The following is a 20,410-nucleotide window of genomic DNA, read 5'->3' on the forward strand; positions in this document are numbered from 1 at the left end:
TTTCTCCCGAAGAATAAGGGCAGGGCACAGTGACAATCTTGAGTGGCAAGGCCGAGGCACGCCGAAGACTGCAACCCGATAGGTCCGGCGTGCTGCGAAGGATTTGGGAGCATCGCGCTGACTACGCATACGTGCTTCCTGCGATCGCCGTGATGCTCATCGTCATTGCCTATCCGATCTACTACACGATCGAGCTGTCGTTCTTTAATACACCGCCTGGCCTACAACTCCGGGACAAGATTTTCGTCGGCCTCGACAACTACATCGCCATCCTCACAAGTCCGGTGTTCTGGAGGGTCACCTCGAATACTCTTATCTGGACACTGGCATCCACTTTTGTCTCATTTGTCCTGGGATTTGCCTGCGCCTTGGCGCTCCATCGAGACTTTATCGGCCGCGGCATCCTGCGGGCCATCCTTATCATTCCCTGGGTCATCAGCGCGGTCGCCGCGTCTTATATCTGGAAGTGGATCTACCATTCGGACTTTGGGATCATCGGCGCGGTGTTGGTCGGCCTCGGATTGGCCGACCGGCCGCCGAATTTCATCGACAGCGTCAGCACGGTGCTGCCCTCGCTGATCGTCGTCAATATTTGGCGAGAGTTTCCGTTTGCCATGATCATGATGATGGCTGGGCTGCAAACGGTTCCCGATCAGTTGCTGCGCGCCGCAAAGGTCGACGGAGCCAATGCATGGCAGCGGTTCTGGCACGTCACCTTTCCGCACTTGAGAAACGTCTCGACGGTGACGATCCTTCTGCTGGCAGTGGCAAACTTCAATTCTTTCATCATCCCCTGGATCATGACCGGCGGCGGGCCGTCGAACGCATCGCATATCTGGATCACCCACATTTATGAACTCGCCTTCGGCCGCCAGCGCTGGGGCGTGGCATCAGCCTATTCGGTGCTGCTGTTCCTGATCCTGATGTCGCTCGGCTATTTCTACGTCCGTGCGTTGAGCGGCAATGAACGGAAGGATGGAAACGAATGAGCGCGATTGCCGAGACTGCTCGTCGAAGCCAAGCGCGTCGCCGTACCCGCATCGATGGATGGCGGTGGGGTGGACGCATCTTCCTTGTGTTCATGCTGCTTTACACCGCATTACCGATGATCTGGATGCTGATCACCTCGATCAAGTCCGGCTTCGCGGCCATGCAATTCCCACCGCAATGGTGGCCGGACCAACCCACCCTCGCCAGTTACCAGAAGCTGCTCGATCCGCAAAACAGCGTCGGTCAGGACTTCCTGCGCTTCTTCTGGAACAGCCTTTTCGTCTCCACTGCCACCACCATCCTTTCGGTGATCGTGGCAGTTCCTGCGGCCTACGCGTTTTCGCGCTTCACCTTCCCGGGCCGTAACTTTCTGTTCTTTGCCGTCCTGCTTCGCAACATGTTCCCGGCGGTGATCTTTCTCGTGCCGCTCTTCATCCTGATGCGCGCGATCGGGCTGGTGAACACGCATGGGTCGCTCGTCCTCACCTACCTCACATTCGGCCTGCCGCTGGCAATCTGGCTGCTCAAGGGCTTCTACGACAACATCCCGGTGCAACTCGAGCAGGCCGCACGCATCGACGGAGCAACACGGTTCCAGGCCTTTATCCTGATCGTAATGCCGCTCTCGGCGCCGGGGATCATCGCCACGGCGATCTATTCCTTCATCGGCGCGTGGAACGAGTACATCTATGCCTACACCTTCCTCTCCAAGAACGAGCAGTTGACGCTGCCGGTCGGCATCCAGCGCTTCTTCTCGGAAAACACGACGGACTTTCCAGGGCTGATGGCGGCGAGCTTCATGATGAGTGTGCCCGTCGTGGTCCTGTTCCTCGTCCTGCAACGATACTTCGTACGCGCCCTTACGGAAGGCGCAGTCAAGCACTAGGGAGCTGCCGGTGGCCCACGTGGTCCTCAAAGATCTGGTCAAGACCTATGGCAGCTTCAAAGCTGTCAACAATGTTTCGCTGACGGTCAACGACGGCGAATTCGTTGCACTCGTCGGCCCTTCAGGCTGCGGCAAGACAACCACGCTCAATCTAGTGGCGGGGCTCATCCCCATCACATCTGGCGACATCGTCATCGGCGACAGGGTGGTCAACGACCTCGACCCCAAGGACCGGGACATCGCAATGGTGTTCCAGAACTACGCGCTCTATCCGCAGAAATCGGTCTACAAAAATCTGGCGTTCCCGCTGCAGATGCGCAAACTGCCAAGGGACGAGATCGACAGGAAGGTCAAGGAAGCAGCGCGCGTGCTCGACATGACGCAGCTGCTCGAGCGCAAGCCGCGTGAACTTTCGGGCGGGCAACAGCAGCGCGTGGCGCTGGGCCGTGCCCTCGTTCGAGATCCGGCGGTCTTCCTGATGGATGAACCACTCTCCAACCTCGACGCAAAGCTGCGCGTGCAGATGCGGTCGGAGATCAAGCGTTTCCACCAGGACCTCAACGCGACGATCATCTACGTGACGCACGACCAGCTCGAAGCGGTAACCATGGCCGACAGGATGGCGGTGATGAACGGCGGCTACCTGCAGCAATACGATACGCCGGCGCAGGTCTTTGCCCATCCTGTGAACATGTTCGTCGCCAGCTTCGTCGGCAGCCCGGCGATGAGCCTTGTTCCGCTGGAGGCATCAACGGCAAACGGCAGCACTGTGTTGACGAGCGCGGAGGGCTGGCGCCTCGAACTCTCGCCAGAAAACGCTCAGAAGGTCTCGAGGGCAACAACCAGGAAAGTCGTGCTCGGCGCACGACACTCGACGATCAGGCTGCATAAGAGTGCGATACCTGGAAGCGTCCCTGCCAAGGCCTACACGGTGGAGCCGACCGGAGACGTCACTTTCGTGCAGGCGTTCCTGTCAGGCGCCATCGTCAATGTCAGCGTGCCGCCGACCATTGCCGTGGCGCCCGACGAACAAATTTGGCTCGAGTTCGATCAGGAGCGGATGCATCTGTTCGACGGCGAAACAGAAATGGCACTCAAGGCCAACTAAGACCAGGCGGATGCGTGTGAAACGAGGGCGTGGATGACTGCAAAGCTTAAGATCACGGCGATCAAGCCCTATCCAGTATGGGTAGGAACCCGCAACCAGATGCTGGTCAAGGTCGAGACCGACGATGGCATCTTCGGCTGGGGTGAGAGCGGCTTGAGCGGGCGCGAGAAGGCCGTGGCGGGCGCGATCGAGCACTATCGCGAATTTCTCATCGGCCGCGACCCGATGCAGATTGGTCGGATCTGGCAAGAAGTTTATCGCAGCCAATACTTCGAAGGCGGGCGCGTTCTGCAGGCGGCGATTTCCGCGATCGACATTGCCCTTCACGACATCAAGGGCAAGGCGCTGGGGGTGCCGGCCTACGATCTGTTGGGCGGCAAGCAGCGCGACCGCATTCCGACCTTCGCCTCGACCGGTGACGAGGCCGAGGGCGATGTTGCCATCGAACGGGCCCGCGAACTACGCGCACAAGGGTGGCAGGCGATCCGCTTCTTCCCCATCGGGCAAAACAGCAGGGATATCTTTGAGCCGCGGGAATCGATCGGGCCGACCGCACGAATGCTGAACAAGGCGCGTGAAGCGCTGGACGACGACGTCGTCCTCGGCATCGACTATCATCATCGGCTGTCGGTGGCAGAGGCGGCGAGCTTCTGCAACAAGCTCGGCCGTGGCGTGCTTGATTTCCTCGAGGAGCCGATACGAGACGAGACACCCGAGGCCTACGAATCCCTGCGAACGATGACCGACATCCCGTTCGCGATCGGCGAGGAATTTGCCAGCAAATGGCAGTTCCTGCCCTACATCGAGCGCGGCATCCATCAGTTCAACCGGCTCGATGTTTGCAATGTTGGCGGGCTCACTGAAGCGATGAAGGTGGCTGGCTGGAGCGAGGCGCATTATGTGGACCTGATGCCGCACAATCCCCTCGGCCCAGTCTGCACGGCCGCGACCATCCATCTCGCCGCGGCGGCGCCGAATTTCGCTTGGCTCGAGACAAGGGCGCCCGAAGCAAAGCTGGGCTTCGATAATTCCGACTTCTTCCCCGTACAACCACGGCTCGACGGTCCCGACTATCCGGTCAGCGATCTGCCGGGGCTCGGCGTCGAGGTCAACGAAGAGGCGGTTAAGGCGGAGAGCTTTCGTTTCTGGGAAGCGCCTCACCTGAAGCGCCGCGACGGTTCTGTCACAAACTGGTAGTTTCATTCACCGGAGCCTAAAATGACGCACACGCCCGACATTACGCGACCGCCCAAAGAGCTGATCGACGCACTGAAGGAAATCGGCGCCGCTACGGTTTCCGGCACACTTGGCCACATGGGCTTCCGCAATCCGCACATGGTCGGTCCCGTGGCGCAGAATCGTGGGAAATCGATCGTCGGGCCGGCGCTGACGCTTCAATTCCTGCCGCAGCGGCCGGATCTCTTCACCGAGGGAGAATATGCTGATCCGGAGACGCAGTTGCACCGGCACGTGCTCTATCACGCGCAGGAGGGCGATGTGGTCGTGGTCGACGCGCGCGGCGACATGAGCTCGGGCGTCTTCGGCGATATGATGTCGACCTATTTCAAAGGCAGAGGCGGCGCTGGCATCGTAGTCGACGGGTGCATGCGCGATCGGCCCAATGTCGAGAAGCTAGATCTCCCCTTATGGCTGCGTGGCTGGACGCCCAACTACCATGTGCAGACCAGCATCTATCCCAATGCCGTCAACGTTCCGATTGCCTGCGGCGGTGTCACGGTAATCCCCGGCGACATCATCGTCGCCGACGACGACGGGGTGGTGGTGCTTCCAGTCGCAATGGCCTCAAAGGTAATCGAAGAGTCGCAAAAGCATCACGATTGGGAGGAGTTCTCGCGAGCGAAGCTTATGGAGGGCGGGTCGTTGCAGCGCTACTATCCGCTGCATGACGATGCCCGCGGAGAGTACGAAGAGTGGCGCAAAACAAACCGCTTGGGGAACCGAAGTTAGCCTATGGGTTACCCGAGGCTACAACGTGCGTGTCCGCCCGAACGACCGCAGAAGAAGATTAAGAGAGACCGCGACTTTATCGATGTCGCGAATGTCCTGCGAATATTGACCTGTGTAGAGTTTCACAATCATGCTGTCGCGAGCGGAGCCACTGAGTTCGAAATACAGATGCAGGTAGTAAGATTGCTTGTCACCGACGCGACTTATGCTCCTGCGTCGTTGGGTGACCTGTCTTAGCTCTGATTTGAACGGAGCAAAGCCGGGCAGTTTAAGCACGACGGATTTGGATTGAAATCGGGCCATGGTGGGGACTGCAACGACCGCCTTGTCCAGTGCCAAACTTACGATTTGGCCAGGGACATCGTCTACGATTGCGGGTTCATCGAGCTTGAACGCATGAAACAGGCGCCGGGGTTTCTCAAAGCAGATGAGTGACGCGATGAGCAAGACGACGATATTGATACCTGACCACCAGGCCGCGACCGGTGAAAACTGGCCTTGTACGTGCGACGTTTCCGGCACGATGTTGACCACCAGACCAAGGACGGTGACCGCAATCATGCTTGCGATCCAGGCTAAGCTGTAACGGTCGAACTGGTTCGACTCGTTGCCACTGCCCTTTGGCGTCACCCTGAACGGCTTGCCAAATGGCCGCACGAGGCTGGAGACCACAGTAGGCAACATGCGAAATGTCGCAAAGGTCCCGACTGCACTGGAAATCACAGGCAGATAGCGCGTCGGGGTGATCCACAGCATAAGCAGAAAATACGCCGCCAGCAGCGGCACCTGATGGGCCACATAATCGGCTATATCGGTGAAATAAAGCGGGATCAGCCCGAGCCAGAGATAGACGATGGGAACGAGCAATATCATGAAGCGGACCAGATATTGCACGAGCCATGATGCTGGCAGGAACATGATCCGTTGAAAGAGCGTCAATCCCGGGCCGCGCAGCGGGCCATTATAAAGGTAAAGGGTTTGAATTCCTCCCTGACACCACCGTTCGCGCTGCACAAAATAACCGGTCAGGTTTTCGGCAGCCAATCCCATCGACAGCCGTTCGTTCAGGTAGCGCGTTTTGTAGCCTTTGTTGAGCATTGAAAGAGTTGTCAGCAGGTCTTCCGTGATCGACTCCGTCGGAAACCCTCCTATCGCGTCAACGGCCTTGCGGCGGGCAATCGAGCATGACCCGCAGCAGAAGCTGACGTCCCAGGCGTCTCTGCTGGGCGCGATCTCGTCGAAGAACAAGCGCTGTTCGTCCGGCCAGATATTCTCCAAACCCAGGTTCGATTGCACCGGATCGACATTGAAGAAATGTTGAGGTGTCTGGACGATGCCGATGCTTTCATCGCTGAAGAAGGGCAGAGTCCGGCGAAGGAAATGTCGATAGGGAACGAAATCGGCGTCGAAGACTGCAACAAACTCGCCCGAACTGACCTGCAGCCCATTGTTCATATTGCCTGCTTTGGCGTGTGTGTTGTCGCCGCGAGTGACGTGGATGGCGTTCTTCTCTTCGCAATAGGCCTTCAGCCAGTCTCGGCGTTGATCGTCGAGCACATACACCTTCAACTTGTCGGAAGGATAATCCAGCGAGAGCGCGCCGATGATGGTTCGCTCGAGCACGTCGAGCGGCTCATTATAGGTGGGAATGAAAACATCGACAGTCGGAAGTTCAGACTGCTCTTGCGCAAAGAAAACGCGAGCCAGCCTGTCCGCTTCTGCGCTCCGGTCGACGTAGCGGCTCATCAATACCAGAAAAAGGATGACCTCGAAGCACGCCAGAATCTCCACGACGAAGAGGATCCAAACCCAGTAGAAACTCGCACCGTCGTTGGGATAGGGGAGCACTGTCTCCGTCAAGCGCCAGAACATGTATCGCAATGCGACTACTGCGACAAACGCGCAGGTCACCGCCCGTGTCCAGGTGTGCTGGCGCGACCAATTGAATGGCCCCAGGAAAAAGAAGGCTAAAACGAGGAAAGTCGGAACCAGCGCTACAAGATACTGAACCACAGGCTTTTGACCCAGTTGGACACGTCGATCCCATGCTTCGAGAACCGTACCTGCACTGTACGCCCCACTTGGCAGGAATTCGCAAAATCGTCGTTCATGACGGATAGATCAAGGCGAACCCGAATACGGGCATTGCGCTGTGTCGACGGCGGCAAACTGGCGGCAAAGGAATCGGTCTCGACCGAAGCCGAACTGCCTCTGACAGAAGTGACCGTGCCCTTGAAGACATCGCTGCGGCCGAACAAGCGCACCTGCGCGACAAGCCCAGGATAGATCTCGTCATAATTGACCTCGGGAACAAGGATATCCACAAACAGCTCTCGACAGTCGAGGAGGCGCATCAGCTCGTCGTTCAGCACGACGTTCGAACCGTGGACGATACTCCTGCTCCAAACAACGCCGTCGAACGGCGCTATCGCAGTTGCGGATTCAAGGCTGCCGACACGGTTTCCCTCTTCGACCAACTGCTTTTGAACTTCAGTAGCTTTTGTCTCATTTTCCGCTATGCGTGAGTTCAAGTCGTTGATGCGAACGACAACCTCGTCCTCGCGCTGTCGCGAATAAGGCACGTCATTCTGTCCGTCGCCGAAGACAAAAATTCCCTGGCGGACCGCATTGAGCCTTTGTTGCAATTGATCGACGGTTAGATTGCTGATTTCGACTTCGCCGCCGGTCGCAGCTCCCGCGGCGCGCGCGGCCTCAACCAGCTTCTGCGTAAGTATGCCTTTTGACTCGAGCTCCATCCGACGGTTCAGGTCGACCTGTGCGACCAGATCCTGCGCTTGCGACACCTCGACTTTCTTCCGCAGGATTTCGACTTCGCGTTCGAGATTGGCAATGGTCGTCTGCTTGTAGACTTCCAATCTGGCAGATAATTCTTCGCGAAGCGCGGAAAGCTCCTCCCGTTCCTTTTTAAGTGCCGCGACGCGGTCGAGCGCCGTGTTGCGATCTGCCTCGAGCGAAGCGAGAATTGCGCGATTAACGCGCGTATTTCTGATTTCCGCGAGGGATTGTCCCTCTCTGACCGGGCTACCGACCTTGAGGGGTTCTTCCGCAATCGTGCCGTCGATAGGAGCATTAACAATAGCGAACCGCGCATTGACGATGCCATCAAGGCTCGTAAAGCCGGTTATCGCTGGCAATGAGACGACAGCGATGATTGCCAGCAGCAGCAAACCAACGGTAATGCGTGTGATGCGATGGTTCCAGATCATGGTGTCATCCGAAGGTATCGCTTTAGTGTCCATTGACCTGTCGATCTGATACAACGAATGCAACTAAATATTGCATAATCTAATGCAGCAAAAACTAATAGACAAGTGATGGTCGTATGTTCGGGAGAAACCGGTCAGCCCTGGACGAAGCACCGCTTTGAAGGCCTACAGCGCCTGTTCGATCAGGGGCTTGTTCCGGCCAACAGAGTGTATGCCCTGCAGCGGGAGGCTACGAACCTGAAGGGGGGCGGCTCAGAACGTGATCCCGCCTGCGACAATCATTCACCTCAAAATCGATCCTGGCTGCCGGCTGGTCTTTCTAACCGAAGCAAAGCGACCGTTGCTTCGGTCGCAATCAACGATTACGCCGCATGACGAACGGTCGCTGCAGCAACAGGGCCGGCTCGGGAAAATCGGTGTCTGGGGATGTTGCCATTCCACCAAGCAGGTTGCGGAAATCTGCCACCATTTTGTTGGGCACGATGCCAATCGCCAGGCCGCCGGCGATTGCCAGCAGGTGAAACGCTGGGACTGGCAAGGCGCCAGCTGCCGGCGCCATCAGCAGTTCCTGTACAAAGCGATGCAGCAGGTAGATGGGGAAGGCAGAGACTGCGATCATTGTTACCAAACGGCCTAGCCATACGGGCAAGCGAATCCGCGGCAGATAAAGAAGGGTAAGAAGTGGGCGAAGATCGTCAGATATTTGATCGTCGTATCCAAACCGTTTCCCAGAAGGCGAGATAACCAAGCACAGCCGCAGCAATCGTCGTCAGAGCGATCCGCCGCGCCGCATTATCGGCAAGGCCCGCGCACCAGCATAGTCAACTAACTGGCGGCGTCACCCGTCGGTTTTTGAAATCCAATGGGCGGGTTTCCTTCCAAAATTGCCGCAAGGCGAGACCATCCCGTAGGATAACGCCGAGAGGGCGGTTCGATCTGCAGTCTGCCGGCGAGGTGGAACAACTCGAATTGCGTCGGCGGCGGGCGGCAGGACAGCGCGCGGGCATTGAGGCGAGGCATCCGATAGGGTTAGCGCGGTGCGTATTGTAGAATATGCGAATATAGAATAATTTCCGCGTCTGGCGCTGCCCGGCAAAAACGGCCGAGAGCCCCGGGGATACCATGGAAACAATCGTCGAGGACGCTCCTGCCGGCGTCGTGTCACCCGAACTCGTGGTCGATGCACTGTTTGCATGCCGAAAGACGGCGGCAATCAGGGCGGCCATCGAGCTTGATCTCTTTACTCACATCGGCGACGGCGAAACGGCAACATTGCTGGCGTCGGCAACACGCGCCTCGGAGCGAGGGGTGCGCATCCTTTGCGACTACCTCGTGGTCCATGGTTTCCTGACAAAGGAGAGTGGACGGTACCGAATGACGCCCTCGACCAGAATGTTCCTCGATCGCAATTCGCCCGCCTATATGGGCTCTGCCGTCGAGTTCGTCGCCGCACCCGAGATATTGGATAATTTTCTGCGTGATCCGGCCGCCATCGTGCGAAACGGCGGCTCGGCCGGGCTTGCCAACATGTCTGCAGACAATCCCGTCTGGTTGAAATTTGCCCGCGGCATGGGCTCCTTTACTGGGCTCAGTGCCAAGATACTGGCCGGCGAGATCTCCGGCTGGCCGAGGTCTCCCAAAAGGGTCTTGGACATCGCTGCAGGTCCAGGCGTTTTCGGGATCGAAATTGCGAAGGCCCTTCCGTTGGCGGAGATCGTCGCCGTCGACTGGGCCGCCGTATTGGAGCTATCGAGGCAGAATGCGGAAAAAGCCGGCGTGGTTGACCGGTACCGGACGATCGCCGGTAGTGCCTTTGATGTGGATTGGGGCACGGGTTATGATCTCGTGCTGCTTCCGAATTTTCTGCACCACTTCGATTTGCCGACATGTGCCCAGCTGTTACGAAAGATCATCGCGAGCCTTGCAAAGGATGGTCGGATCGTCGCGGTCGATTTCGTGCCGGACGAAGATGGCGTGTCGCCACCTTTTCCCGCGGCCTTCTCCTGGGAGATGCTCGCCAGCACGCCGGCGGGACAGGCTTATACCCAAAGTGAGTTGACTGAGATGGCAAGACTGGCTGGCCTTTCCGGCGTCATGGTCAAACCGATGCCGCCAACTCCGGCAAGCCTCATTGTCTTTGAATAGCCGACCGGCCGTCGCTGCGTCGCCTGGCTGACACCGGGTTGGTTAGACCATCAAGCCGTCATCCGTTGACGCTCCGAACAGTTGCAACGCTACCGCCGCCGGCAGCCCGGCGCGTGGCGAGCGCCTTGACCGAAAAGAGCGCGTAGATAATCAGCGGAAGGCAGGCGAGATAGGATGTCCTGATGCCTGCATGTTCGGCAATTAAACCGAGTAGCGGCGGCGCCAGGAAGAAGACGACGAAGGTCATCTGGCCGAGAGCGGCGACGTTGAGATACGCCGCGCGATCAGTGCGCTGGGCTGCTGCCGAGACGGCGAGAGGATAGACCGCGCTGCAGCCGGCGCCCATCAAGGCGAAGCCGGCCAGTGCGACATAGGCATGCGGTGCGCCCCAGACGGCGCAGATGCCGATTGCCGAAAGCACAAGCAGCATCGTGGCGACGGCCCGCGCGCCAAACCGATCGACCAGCGGATCGACGAACAGGCGCGCCAGCGCCATGCAAAAGGTAAAGAATGTCAATCCGAGTCCGCCGATGAAGGGCTCGACTGAAAACACGTCGCGCATATAGATCGCCGACCAATCGATCCCGGCACCTTCGACGAGAAAGGCGGCGATGCCGATTACGCAGAGCGGCATTAGCCCCCAGGTAGGAAGCGCTACCGGCGGCGCCTTGCCTTCATCCAATGTGATCCGCGCCGGCGCATTGCGCATCCCGGCGATCGTCCAGATGCCTATGACAAGGACCGTGACAAAGGTGACGGCGAGATGTAGCTGCATTGAAATACCGGCTTGGCGGACAACCGAGGAAACAAGCGCCGTTACGAAGAAGCCGAGGCTCCAGAAACCATGGGCCCTGTTCATCACGCCACGTCCCAGCTGCGCTTCGATGCGGTCGATCTCGACATTGAGATTGATCTCCAGCGCCCCGGCGAGCAGCCCCTCGACGAAAAGCAAACAGAACACGGCCGGCGCAGCACCGATCCATGGCACAAGCGACAGCAGCGCAGACGTGCCGAGAACTGTTATGAACGCCGTCGTCCGCGCGCCGAGCCGGGCGATCAAGGGTGAAGACAAAGTCAACGAAATCAAGGCGCCGATCGCAGCACCTATCAAGGTCAACCCAAGCTCGGACTTATCGACGCCAAGCGCAACCTGCAAATCCGGCATCCTCGACAGCAGCGCCCCTAGCGACACGGCGAAGAGAAAGAAGCAGACATAGATCCGCTGCTGCTGCGCAATTTTCATGATGTAACTCCGGGGATTGACGCGTCGAAGCAGAACACGCGCTTTTGAATCTGTGATGAATACCTCACGGGGCCCGGAGATCAAAACTTGTTTCTGAGGGCGGGCCTCTTCCAACCGCCCGCCACCAGACCCAAATCACGCCTCATTGCGCATTGTTGCAAAAGCAGCAATTAAATCGAAATAATTGATGCAATTGTTGTCGTGGCCCAGTGATGGCAACTTCTCTTCATCAGACGAACACAGCGTCGGCTGAAGACGAAACAACGAAGGTCGCAGGGCGCGAACATGACCAATTCTTTCTTTTTGACACGCCGCGTCACTGCTCTCCGGAGCCGTCGTCACAACGATGGCGCTCTCTACCCCTTTTGAGCTTTGCAGCTAACTCCTCTTCCACCGCCAATTCAATCGAAGGAAACAAGACTATGAATATTGTCACCACTAAGGACGGCGTCGAAATCTTCTACAAGGACTGGGGTCCGAAAGACGGCCAGCCGATCGTCTTCCATCACGGCTGGCCACTGTCTTCGGACGACTGGGACGCGCAGATGCTTTTCTTCCTGTCCAAGGGCTATCGCGTCGTCGCCCATGACCGCCGTGGCCATGGCCGTTCCGCCCAGGTCGCAGACGGTCATGATATGGATCACTACGCTGCCGACGCCTTCGCCGTCGTCGAACACCTCGATCTGAAGAACGCCATCCATATTGGCCACTCCACCGGCGGCGGGGAAGTCGCTCGCTATGTGGCCAAGTATGGCCAGCCGGCCGGCCGCGTCGCCAAGGCTGTTCTCGTTTCCGCCGTCCCGCCGCTGATGCTGAAAACAGATAGCAACCCGGAAGGCCTGCCGATCGGCGTCTTCGATGGTTTCCGTTCTGCGCTTGCTGCCAACCGCGCACAGTTCTTCCGCGATGTTCCGGCCGGTCCGTTTTACGGCTTCAACCGCGACGGTGCCAAGGTTCAGGAAGGCGTGATCCAGAATTGGTGGCGCCAGGGCATGATGGGCGGCGCCAAGGCTCATTACGACGGTATCAAGGCTTTCTCTGAAACCGACCAGACGGAAGACCTGCAGGCAATCACCGTTCCGACGCTGGTTCTGCACGGCGAAGACGACCAGATCGTGCCGATCGCTGACTCGGCGCTGAAGTCGGTCAAGCTCTTGAAGAACGGCTCGCTGAAGACTTATCCCGGTTTCTCGCACGGCATGCTGACTGTCAATGCCGACGTGCTGAACGCCGATCTTCTCGCATTCGTTCAGTCTTGACCCAAATGGGTGGCCGCGGCGGAACCCTGCCGTGGCCGCTCGGCCAAATCCTCGACGAAACACTGATTGAGACGATGATGCTGTTAACGCCCGAACTTGTTGCCCTGACCATCAGAGACGTCTGCGACGACGGTCCGGAGCCGGGCTGGACACTGCTTTCGGAAGCAGAGCTCGATCGTCTCGTCGACAGGATCGAAAGCGATGCGGGCAGCGATCCCGTTTTTGTCTTTGCCTACGGGTCCCTGATCTGGAATCCGGAATTTCAACCAGTCAGCCGCCAGCGTGCCACCGCTCACGGTTGGCACAGGTCCTTTTCCCTGAAAATCAAGCGTTGGCGGGCCACCAGCGACCAGCCGGGTCTGATGATGGCCCTTGAGCGGGGTGGCCAGTGCGACGGTATTGTTTTCGAGCTATCGGCCGATCGGCGGCGTCAAGATCTTCGCGCCCTCGTTGCTCGCGAGATCAAGTATCGCGAGGTCATCGACATGGTGCGGTGGCTTCCCGTGCGAACCCAAAACGGTGTTCGCAAGGCTCTGACATTTTGGGCAAGCACCAAGCGGTCTGGGCTCACGACACCACTGCCCCCCGAGCAGGCATCTTCGCTGATCGCAGGAGCCTGTGGCCAAGGCGGATCCTGCGCCGAGTATCTGCACAATACGATTGTCGATCTGGACGCGGAGGGTATCCGTGACCGCAATTTGTGGCGTTTGCAGGCTCTGGTTGCTGCGGAAATCATCGGCCGCCAGAACATGCTGGGCGGCACGCTGGCGAGCACTCCGCCCGCCGATCAGTGAATTTGGTACTCAGTCGAGCATCACCATATGGGATACGACCTGCTCTTCGAAGAATTTCGAGAACGAAGCGATGCGGGGTGGCAGGGTCTGATAGGGCGGGTAATAGAGCGTCAGCCAGAGATCCGGCGGCGACCACCCCCGCAGGACGTGGACGAGGCGTCCGGCTCTCAAATGTTCTGCGATATGAAATCCAGGCAGCATCGCAACGCCGGCGCCATCGGCGGCCATGTCGGCAAGCACTTCGCCATTGTTGGCGCTGAACGCCCGGCCGGCCGAGATCGTCATGGTCGATCCGCCATCCGACAGCACCCAGTTCTCCCGTCGGCTTTCGCCGCTATAGGCAAGGCAATCGTCGGGTGTGAGCTCGCTCGGGTGCTGCATCTCGGCGAACCGGCTGCCGGGTGCCGCAACGAGAATGCGCGGAACGACACGGATCTTGCGCCAGATCGTGAACTTGTCCGATGGTTGGGACGAGATGCGTATGGCAAGGTCGTAATCGTCACCGACGATATTCACGAGTCCGTCTGAGAGCGAGATCTCGAAGCTCATCTTCGGATAGAGTTCCCGGAAGCCCGAAAGGATTGGCGGCAGGACTGCCTTGCCGAACCAGGTCGGCGCACTAATCCTCAGGCGTCCCTGATCGGCCTTATGTGCGTTCCGGACATCCTTGCGGGCGTTTTCGAGTGCATCGACGGCCGGCTGTATCTGTGCGGCAAAGACCGCACCATCGGTCGTCAGCGACACCTGGCGCGTCGTGCGCACGAACAGCTGAACCCCGAGATCGTCTTCAAGGGCCGCAATCGCTCTCGTTACAGCAGCCGGGGTCATGTCGAGCTCGCGCGCGACCTGGGCGAAATTCCGCTTCTCGGCCGCCAGCAGGAAGGTTTTCAGGGCTTTATAGTCATTCATCTCGATTATTTCAAAAACGGCAATTCATTCGAAAGAAATATTGCAATTTCGCGATGCGATCAACCCGGTTAAATCGAACGTAACGAACAAGGCCAGAGCAGAAAGGCACAGGTCATGATTAAGGATATCAAGGGACTGCATCACGTCACCTCCATGGCGTCGGATGCAAAGCAGAACAACAGGTTCTTCACCGACACGCTCGGCCTGCGCCGCGTCAAGAAGACCGTCAACTTCGATGACCCGAGCGTCTACCACCTCTACTACGGCGATGAAAACGGCACGCCTGGCACCGTCATGACCTACTTCCCCTTTCCCAACATGATGCTTGGCCGCCCGGGCGTCGGTGAAGTCGGCGAAACCCAGTTCGCCATTCCCAAGGGTGCGCTTTCTTTTTGGAAGGACCGCTTCGCTATACAGGGCGTCGGCGGGGTAGAAGCCGACACGGTATTCGGCGCTAAACGCCTGCGCTTCATCGGTCCTGACGGCGATGGTTTCGCATTGGTCGAGACCGCCGATGATAACCGCGCGGCCTGGATCGGCGAGGGTATGTCAGAAGATGTTGCCATCCGCGGCTTTTCGGGAGCGCGCTTCAACCTTCATGACACAGCAGCCACCGAAGAACTCCTTCGCTTCATGGGCTATGAACGCGCAGAGGCCGAAGGCGACGTCACCCGGTTCATCATTCCAGGTGGCAATGGCGCCGACACGATCGATCTGGCTTTGCTCCCGAAGACGCCGTTTGCCCGCCAGGGTGCCGGGTCTGTCCATCACATCGCCTTTGCCGTAGAAAACCGCGAAAAACAGCTCGAGGTGCGCAAGGCGCTGATGGATACCGGCTATCAGGTCACCCCGGTCATCGACCGCGATTATTTCTGGGCGATCTACTTCCGCACGCCGGGCGGGATCCTGTTCGAAATCGCCACCAACGAGCCAGGTTTCGATCGGGACGAGGATACCGCTCACCTCGGCGAAGCACTCAAGTTGCCGAGCCGCTACGAAAACTTCCGCGAACAGATCGAGGCCAATCTCGAGTCGCTCGCAGCCTAAGATTGAGGTTTCTAACCTCATCACCAGATCAAACACGTCCTTGCCTTTCGACACGGCTGCCTGATGCAGGCAGCCGTGTCGCCGAAGCCGAGGCGCGCGGCCTCATCCTTCTCTCATGTGGCACGCGCCTGAACGTGATCCGTCTGCTACCGCCCCTGACGATTGAATGGGACGTCCTCTCGGAAGGCCTGGATATCCTGGAGGCGGCCATCGAGGCGGCATTTTCCCTGCCGTCCGACACCGCGGCGGTATAGCTTCGCAAGCGAGAACTGTCCTGAGAACTCAGGAGACTCCGGAACGCAGTTCCGCGCCGAGCCAGGCGCGGAAAGCCTCCAGCGGCGGGTAATCGGCACGCGATTGCGGCCAGACCAGCCAGTAGGATCCCGACCCCGGCACCGATCTCTTCAAGACCGGCACCAGCCGTCCTTCGGCGATTTCACTGTCGGCGAGATAATTCGGAAGAAGGGCGACGCCGAGCCCCGAAATCGCCGCCTGTGTCATCGTCGCGAACTGATCGAAGAGCATGCCCGTCACAATTGCTGGTTCCGAGCCTTGGGCGGCAAACCACAGTCTCCACGCATTCGGCCTGGTTTCCAGCTGCAGAAGCGGAAGGCCGGCCATGTCGCCGGCCGAAGCGATTGGATGTTCGGCAAGCAGCGCTGGTGAAATGCAGGCCGTCAGCCGTTCCTCGAACAGTCGCATGTGATCGGCATCGCGCCAATCGTCCGCGCCGAAATGAATGGCGGCATCGAAACCTTCGGCCGCGAAATTGAAGCGTTTGAGCCGCGTTGCCAGGTTGATCGTGATGCCGGGATGTTTGACGAGAAATTCGCCCAGCCGCGGCGCCAGCCAACGCGTGCCGAAGGCCGGCAGGATCGCGAGCGACAGGGCACCGCCGCTCGGATTGGCGGAAAATTCCATGCTGCTGCGCTGAATGAGATCGAGCGCCCGGCTCACGTCCCGCCCGTAGGCATGGGCGGCTTGCGTGGGGATAAGCTTCTGCCTGTGCCGTTCGAAAAGCGGACGGCCGAGCTGTTGTTCCAGATTCTGGACCAGGCGGCTCACTGTGCTCTGCGTCAGGTCGAGTTCGCGCGCCGCCGCTGTGGTCGAACCCGTCCGAAGGACGGCGTCGAAAGCCGATAGGAGACTTATCGAGGGCAAAAAGCGGCGCGGACGCATACAGCCTATGCACTCCATGAATGAAGTTAGGCCTAAATAGGGTTTTTTCTCCCTTATCGCAATCGTTATCTACATAGGAAGCCGCTTCGCCATTTCGAGGGGAAATCCGTGACTGCCGATAGGACCGCAACCGCCTTCAAAGCTTCATCCCAAACGAGTGCCTTCGCCTGGGACGATCCCTTCCTTCTCGACGACCAGCTTTCCGAAGAGGAACGCATGATTCGCGATGCGGCCAGGGCTTTTTCCGAAGCCGAGTTGCTGCCGCGTGTTCAGGATGCCTACCTCGACGAACATACCGATCCCGCGTTGTTCCGGTTGATGGGCAAGGCCGGGCTTCTCGGCGTGACCTTGCCGGAGAAATATGGTGCTGCCGGCGCCAATTATGTTGCTTACGGTCTGGTCGCCCGGGAAGTCGAGCGTATCGATTCCGGCTATCGCTCGATGATGAGCGTGCAGTCCTCGCTGGTGATCTATCCGATCTATGCCTACGGCTCCGAAGAGCAGCGGGACAAATACCTGCCGGGGCTCGTTTCCGGTGAATTGATCGGCTGCTTCGGCCTGACCGAGCCGGATGCCGGTTCCGATCCAGGTGGCATGAAGACCCGCGCAGAGAAGATCGACGGCGGCTACCGCTTGCGCGGCTCGAAGATGTGGATCTCCAATGCGCCGATCGCCGATGTCTTCGTCGTCTGGGCGAAATCGGAAGCGCATGGTGGCCAGATTCGCGGCTTCATCCTCGAAAAGGGAATGAAAGGCCTGTCCGCGCCGAAGATCGGCGGCAAGCTGTCGCTGCGCGCTTCGATCACTGGTGAGATCGTGCTCGACGGCGTTGAGGTCGGCGAGGATGCGCTGCTGCCTAGTGTTGCGGGCCTCAAGGGACCGTTCGGCTGCCTTAACTGCGCGCGCTACGGCATTTCCTGGGGTGTGCTCGGCGCCGCTGAGGATTGCTGGTTCCGCTCCCGGCAATATGGGCTCGATCGTATTCAGTTCGGCAAGCCGCTCGCCGGTACCCAGCTTTTCCAGAAGAAGCTCGCCGACATGCAGACGGAGATCGCGCTCGGGCTGCAAGGCAGCCTCCGCGTCGGCCGCCTGATGGATGCGGGCCGGTTCGCGCCTGAAATGGTTTCGATCGTCAAGCGCAACAATTGCGGCAAGGCGCTCGAGATCGCCAGGCACGCTCGCGACATGCACGGCGGCAATGGCATCCAGATCGAATATCATGTCATGCGCCATGCCCAGAACCTCGAAACGGTCAACACCTATGAGGGCACGCACGACGTCCATGCGCTGATCCTTGGCCGCGCACAGACCGGACTCCAGGCGTTCTTCTGATGGCCGGCCTAAACAGCGCGCCGCTTGCCAGCCTGAACGTGGTGGAACTCGCCCGCATTCTGGCAGGCCCCTGGATCGGCCAGACGCTTGCCGATCTCGGTGCCGAGGTCATCAAGATCGAAAGCCCGCAAGGCGACGATACCCGCAGCTGGGGTCCACCCTTCATCGAATGGCCGGACGGCAAAGGCGGTACCGAGAAGGTGGCAGCCTATTTTCACGCGGCAAATAGGGGCAAGACCTCAATCACCTGCGATTTCGCCGATCCGGAGGATCTTGCCCGCGTCAGGGCCTTGATCTGCCAAGCGGATGTCGTGGTCGAAAACTTCAAAGTCGGCGGATTGAAGAAATTCGGGCTCGACCATGAAAGCGTCGCCGCGATCAATCCGCGCATTGTCTATGTATCCGTCACGGGCTTCGGCCAGACTGGTCCGCGCGCGCAACAGCCGGGCTACGATTTTCTGATACAGGGCATGTGCGGGATCATGGACTTGACCGGCGAGCCCGACGGCGAGCCGCAAAAAGTCGGTGTCGCTTGGATTGATGTCTTCACCGGGCTCTACGGTGTCATCGGCATTTAGGCCGCACTTGCAGAGCGCGAACGCTCCGGCCTCGGCCAGCAGGTCGATCTGGCGCTCTTCGACGTCGGCGTCGCTGTGCTGGCCAATCAGGCGATGAACTACCTCGCAGGCGGCAACGTACCTCGGCGCATGGGCAATGCGCATCCCAATATCGTGCCTTACCAGGTCTTTCCGGCCTCCGACGGCCATCTCATCATCGCCTGTGGCAACGACCGGCAATTCGTAGCTCTCTGCAGCCTGCTGGGCCTTCACGGGGTTGCGGACAACCCGGCCTTTGCCACCAATCCGGCACGGGTGGAGAACCGCGAGACGCTTTGCGCCTTGATAGCGGAAAAGACCAGCCTCAGGCCAAAGGCGGCGCTGATTGCCGACCTCGAGAGGGCAGGCGTTCCGGGCGGGCCGATCAACAGCGTGGCCGAGGCTATCGACGAGCCGCAGATCAAGGCACGCGGGCTGAGGATCGCGCCGGAAGGCCTGCCGGGTTTGAGAACGCCGATCGGCTTGTCGCGCAGCCCCCTGACGCTCGACAAAGCCTCACCGACATTGGGTGACGGACATTGGAGTTTTTCCTCAAGGTGACCGTCGTAGAAAAGCCTCACTTGAAATTGCATTTGCGCAGGGCGAGCGCATCGCGCGGCATACCGAACCTAGCTATTTTCTTTTAGAGATTTTTTGATGTCAGTAGTTCGCAAGCTCCTACTCGGGCTGACTGCAGCGTTGGTCATTGTGATTGTTGCAGGCGCTGGTTGGCTCTGGCAAGTCGCGGGCGCCTATGGGTTCAACTCGATATTGCGTCGCGGCGGAACCTATTGGATCACCGTGAAGCCTGACGACGAGCGGCTATCCGACTCGATGCAATTGGCGTTGAAGAGCCCTGTCCCGTCCGTGCAGCCGGGGCCGCTGGCATGGCAACAGCCGGAGCCTGGCTTCGAGGTGGCGGAGCTGCCGGTGCTAGCCGATGGTCGCGAAGTCGATCGCATTTTTCTGAGCAGGATTGATCCGGCGCGCTTCCGCTTCGTCGTCCATAATGCACCCAAGGGTGATACGGGTATTGACGAGTGGGAATATGCCTTGCCCAAGGCTGTGCTGATCGTCAACGGCAGCTATTACGATACGCATGGTCGGCCCGACACGCCCTTCATCAGTGAGGGCATTGCGCTGGGTCCCCAGCAGTATGATGCGAAGGCCGGGGCCTTCATTGCGGATGCAAACTCTGCCGACATACGTGACCTGACCCATCAAGATTGGCAGAGCGCCTTTGCCGCTTCGACGAATGCCATGGTTTCCTATCCGCTCCTGATCGGTGACGATGGCAAAACCCATGTGAACGTGAAAAGTCGCTGGCTGGCCAATCGCACCTTTGTTGCCAAGGACGGTTCCGGCCGTATTGTAATCGGCACCACAAAGGAAGCGTTCTTTTCCCTCGATCGGTTGGCGGAGTTTCTCAAGGCGTCTCCGCTGGATCTCAAGGTTGCCCTCAACCTCGACGGCGGACCCATCGCATGCCGCAGCGTCCGACTGAACGGATATAGTCAAAAGTTCTATGCTCGATGGGAGGCGCAGGTCGACGACGACAACGTCAAATTGCTGCGCTGGCCGATTCCACAGGCCACCTGGGCCATGCCAATGGTTTTGACGGTCGAGCATAGATAGCGAAAGGAACAGCAAGTCAGAGATGAGAGAACTCCGCCGGCATTCTGGTCGCGAGTGTCAAGTTCGAATCCTTTCGAGGCGTTCTCAATGGC

Annotated in this window: 17 protein-coding genes and 2 pseudogenes; 13 read left to right on the plus strand and 6 right to left on the minus strand. The window is 59.0% G+C overall.

The annotated features are described in order from the left end of the window. Positions 1–29: 29 nt before the first annotated feature. The 5 genes from EFD55_RS01835 to EFD55_RS01855 are packed head-to-tail and all read left to right on the plus strand — an operon-like array spanning position 30 to position 4,952. On the plus strand, positions 30–989 hold the full coding sequence (locus tag EFD55_RS01835; RefSeq protein WP_125842403.1) for a carbohydrate ABC transporter permease: 960 nt from the start codon (positions 30–32) through the stop codon (positions 987–989). After that, on the plus strand, positions 986–1,876 hold the full coding sequence (locus tag EFD55_RS01840) for a carbohydrate ABC transporter permease (RefSeq protein WP_125842405.1): 891 nt from the start codon (positions 986–988) through the stop codon (positions 1,874–1,876). The genes EFD55_RS01835 and EFD55_RS01840 overlap by 4 nt, the downstream gene beginning before the upstream one ends. Before the next feature lie 10 nt (positions 1,877–1,886). Then, positions 1,887–2,984 carry an ABC transporter ATP-binding protein gene (locus EFD55_RS01845; protein ID WP_125842406.1) on the plus strand — a complete coding sequence of 366 codons (1,098 nt, stop codon included), beginning with the start codon at positions 1,887–1,889 and terminating at the stop codon, positions 2,982–2,984. Between the two features lie 33 nt (positions 2,985–3,017). Beyond that, positions 3,018–4,181, plus strand: coding sequence for a mandelate racemase/muconate lactonizing enzyme family protein (locus EFD55_RS01850; RefSeq protein ID WP_125842409.1), 1,164 nt, complete (start codon positions 3,018–3,020; stop codon positions 4,179–4,181). A gap of 21 nt (positions 4,182–4,202) precedes the next feature. Further along, positions 4,203–4,952, plus strand: a complete 750-nt coding sequence (locus EFD55_RS01855) for a ribonuclease activity regulator RraA (protein WP_125842410.1) — start codon at positions 4,203–4,205, stop codon at positions 4,950–4,952. A gap of 18 nt (positions 4,953–4,970) precedes the next feature. Here the strand turns inward: EFD55_RS01855 and EFD55_RS01860 are convergent, their stop codons facing one another. From EFD55_RS01860 to EFD55_RS33575, 3 genes are all read right to left on the minus strand, one after another. Beyond that, positions 4,971–6,965 (minus strand): glycosyltransferase, encoded by a 1,995-nt coding sequence (locus EFD55_RS01860; RefSeq protein ID WP_125842412.1) that lies wholly within the window; start codon positions 6,963–6,965, stop codon positions 4,971–4,973. Beyond that, positions 6,947–8,179, minus strand: coding sequence for an HlyD family secretion protein (locus EFD55_RS01865; RefSeq protein ID WP_125842414.1), 1,233 nt, complete (start codon positions 8,177–8,179; stop codon positions 6,947–6,949). Before EFD55_RS01865 ends, EFD55_RS01860 begins: the two co-directional genes overlap by 19 nt. Before the next feature lie 355 nt (positions 8,180–8,534). Continuing rightward, a complete protein-coding gene (locus EFD55_RS33575) occupies positions 8,535–8,798 on the minus strand; it encodes a hypothetical protein (RefSeq protein WP_245438367.1) in 264 nt (87 codons plus the stop codon). 503 nt (positions 8,799–9,301) lie between these two features. Between EFD55_RS33575 and EFD55_RS01880 the strand changes: the two genes are divergently transcribed. Continuing rightward, entirely contained in the window at positions 9,302–10,324 is a 1,023-nt protein-coding gene (locus tag EFD55_RS01880) for a class I SAM-dependent methyltransferase (RefSeq protein ID WP_125842418.1), read from the plus strand. Positions 10,325–10,382: 58 nt separating this feature from the next. Here the strand turns inward: EFD55_RS01880 and EFD55_RS01885 are convergent, their stop codons facing one another. Then, positions 10,383–11,567 carry an MFS transporter gene (locus EFD55_RS01885; protein WP_125842420.1) on the minus strand — a complete coding sequence of 395 codons (1,185 nt, stop codon included), beginning with the start codon at positions 11,565–11,567 and terminating at the stop codon, positions 10,383–10,385. A gap of 422 nt (positions 11,568–11,989) precedes the next feature. Between EFD55_RS01885 and EFD55_RS01890 the strand changes: the two genes are divergently transcribed. Both EFD55_RS01890 and EFD55_RS01895 read left to right on the plus strand, forming a co-directional pair. Next, complete coding sequence (locus EFD55_RS01890) at positions 11,990–12,826, plus strand: alpha/beta fold hydrolase (RefSeq protein WP_125842422.1); 837 nt, start codon at positions 11,990–11,992, stop codon at positions 12,824–12,826. Between the two features lie 77 nt (positions 12,827–12,903). Further along, on the plus strand, positions 12,904–13,620 hold the full coding sequence (locus tag EFD55_RS01895) for a gamma-glutamylcyclotransferase (RefSeq protein WP_125842701.1): 717 nt from the start codon (positions 12,904–12,906) through the stop codon (positions 13,618–13,620). A 9-nt stretch (positions 13,621–13,629) separates the two neighbouring features. Here EFD55_RS01895 and EFD55_RS01900 read toward each other — a convergent pair whose 3' ends face one another. Next, positions 13,630–14,529, minus strand: coding sequence for a LysR family transcriptional regulator (locus tag EFD55_RS01900; protein WP_125842424.1), 900 nt, complete (start codon positions 14,527–14,529; stop codon positions 13,630–13,632). A 114-nt stretch (positions 14,530–14,643) separates the two neighbouring features. Here EFD55_RS01900 and EFD55_RS01905 point away from each other — a divergent pair, with 114 nt between their 5' ends. Together EFD55_RS01905 and EFD55_RS33580 are read left to right on the plus strand one after the other, a co-directional pair. Further along, complete coding sequence (locus EFD55_RS01905; RefSeq protein ID WP_125842426.1) at positions 14,644–15,576, plus strand: VOC family protein; 933 nt, start codon at positions 14,644–14,646, stop codon at positions 15,574–15,576. A 95-nt stretch (positions 15,577–15,671) separates the two neighbouring features. Next, a pseudogene (locus EFD55_RS33580) lies at positions 15,672–15,830 on the plus strand (4-aminobutyrate--2-oxoglutarate transaminase); the annotation flags it as partial. A 28-nt stretch (positions 15,831–15,858) separates the two neighbouring features. Here the strand turns inward: EFD55_RS33580 and EFD55_RS01915 are convergent. Then, entirely contained in the window at positions 15,859–16,755 is an 897-nt protein-coding gene (locus EFD55_RS01915; RefSeq protein ID WP_165504782.1) for a LysR family transcriptional regulator, read from the minus strand. Between the two features lie 108 nt (positions 16,756–16,863). Here EFD55_RS01915 and EFD55_RS01920 point away from each other — a divergent pair, with 108 nt between their 5' ends. From EFD55_RS01920 to EFD55_RS01930, 3 genes and pseudogenes are all read left to right on the plus strand, one after another. Further along, positions 16,864–18,087 carry an acyl-CoA dehydrogenase gene (locus EFD55_RS01920; RefSeq protein WP_125842432.1) on the plus strand — a complete coding sequence of 408 codons (1,224 nt, stop codon included), beginning with the start codon at positions 16,864–16,866 and terminating at the stop codon, positions 18,085–18,087. Continuing rightward, positions 18,087–19,244: pseudogene (locus EFD55_RS01925) on the plus strand (CaiB/BaiF CoA transferase family protein). Before EFD55_RS01920 ends, EFD55_RS01925 begins: the two are co-directional and overlap by 1 nt. Before the next feature lie 96 nt (positions 19,245–19,340). Next, positions 19,341–20,318 carry a phosphodiester glycosidase family protein gene (locus EFD55_RS01930; RefSeq protein ID WP_125842434.1) on the plus strand — a complete coding sequence of 326 codons (978 nt, stop codon included), beginning with the start codon at positions 19,341–19,343 and terminating at the stop codon, positions 20,316–20,318. Positions 20,319–20,410: the final 92 nt, after the last annotated feature.

The sequence above is a fragment of the Rhizobium pisi genome, from assembly GCF_003938655.1.
Lineage (GTDB): Bacteria > Pseudomonadota > Alphaproteobacteria > Rhizobiales > Rhizobiaceae > Rhizobium > Rhizobium pisi.